We start from the raw sequence: 1,507 nt of genomic DNA on the forward strand, positions 1-1,507 counted from the left end.
ATGGTGCCCGCAAATTCAGACAGGGTTTCTCCGGCCCCGCCCTACTCAGGATACGCGTCATGTGCACTCTACTTCCTGTACGGGACTTTCACCCTCTCCGGTCAGCTTTTCCAAAACTGTTCCAGTTACACAGTACACAATTATACACGTCCTACAACCCCACTACGACGTATCGTAATGGTTTGGGCTGTTCCGCGTTCGCTCGCCACTACTTGCGGAATCATTAAATTATTTTCTCCTCCTCCGGGTACTTAGATGTTTCAGTTCCCCGGGTTACCTCTCCCTTACGGAAGTACTAGATCTTCAATCTAGTGGGTTGCCCCATTCGGACATCTAGGAATTAACGGTCGTTTGCACCTCCTCCTAGCTTTTCGCAGCTTACCACGTCCTTCATCGTCTCTGAGAGCCTAGGCATTCCCCGTACGCCCTTCGTTCACTTCCTATTCTTCACGCCGCTAACCCCCTCTTCCTCCGGAGAGGGGTTGGGGAGAGGACGCAGTTTCTTAGAAACCGAAACGAATTAAAATCGTAACGTTAAATCTTGCCTAAAACTAATGAGTATTATATCCAACAGACGCTTGAGAAATAAAATTGAATTTCTCGCAACGGACTCGTCATGTGATCGAATCACTAACAATTATCCGTAAAAATTTCTGTTGCTCTCTTATCCAAACTTGTCAAAGATCGTCTGCCGTCCCGTAATGCAATTTCCGTTGGGCGATAGCAGGTCAGGCTAATGATCCGCTATTGGCCCACAGAAGGGACGATAGTGTTGATAACTCCGGAATCGAACCGAACTGGCACCTCCATCGAGGGCCACGCACCATGCGTGTATCATATATGTATGACCGAGGTCACATCAAATGGCAGGTAAATAAAATGAAGCATATTCCCGGTGAGGAGAACAGCTACATCCTGGGTGGAGGATATCGTCCCGATAGCAATCGAGAGAACCGATGACCTCCTGAATGCAAATCAGCCCCGATAGCTATCGGGGTAGCCTGATGAGCTACTGGAGTTAAATGCATACTACCATTGTAGTACGCTACTTGGGTGGAGGATATCGGAGTCGAACCGATGACCTCCTGAATGCAAATCAGGTGCTCTAGCCAGCTGAGCTAATCCCCCAGGTATGGTAGTCCCGGGCAGACTTGAACTGCCGACCTCTACATTATCAGTGTAGCGCTCTAACCAGCTGAGCTACGGGACTGTGGTTAGTGCGGACTTCACCATTGTGAAGCGCCGTGGCTTTTAAATTAACATCAAGGCAGGCGAGTCGGCCGTAGTATCAACTACTACTACCAGAACCCTTAGGCGTCGAATGTGATGCAGAAGCAGACAAACCGTCTACTTCGTACGTGCGTCACTTGGTTGCTACAGCACTACTGTATTTGATACAGCACCATACTCCGTCTTAAGTCGTCTCGAAAAGGAGGTATTCCAGCCGCACCTTCCGGTACGGCTACCTTGTTACGACTTAACCCCAGTTACCGATTTTACCCTAGGT

General features: G+C 49.0%; 2 tRNA genes and 2 rRNA genes. All 4 read right to left on the reverse strand.

The annotated features are described in order from the left end of the window. A 23S ribosomal RNA gene (locus tag MJQ68_RS17885) occupies positions 1-442 on the reverse strand; the annotation flags it as partial. Between the two features lie 612 nt (positions 443-1,054). Further along, positions 1,055-1,128 (reverse strand) — tRNA-Ala (locus MJQ68_RS17890). 5 nt (positions 1,129-1,133) lie between these two features. After that, positions 1,134-1,210 (reverse strand) — tRNA-Ile (locus tag MJQ68_RS17895). 218 nt (positions 1,211-1,428) lie between these two features. Then, positions 1,429-1,507: ribosomal RNA gene (locus tag MJQ68_RS17900) — 16S ribosomal RNA — on the reverse strand; the annotation flags it as partial.

It is taken from the genome of Neolewinella maritima, assembly GCF_923081025.1.
GTDB classification, from domain to species: domain Bacteria; phylum Bacteroidota; class Bacteroidia; order Chitinophagales; family Saprospiraceae; genus Neolewinella; species Neolewinella maritima.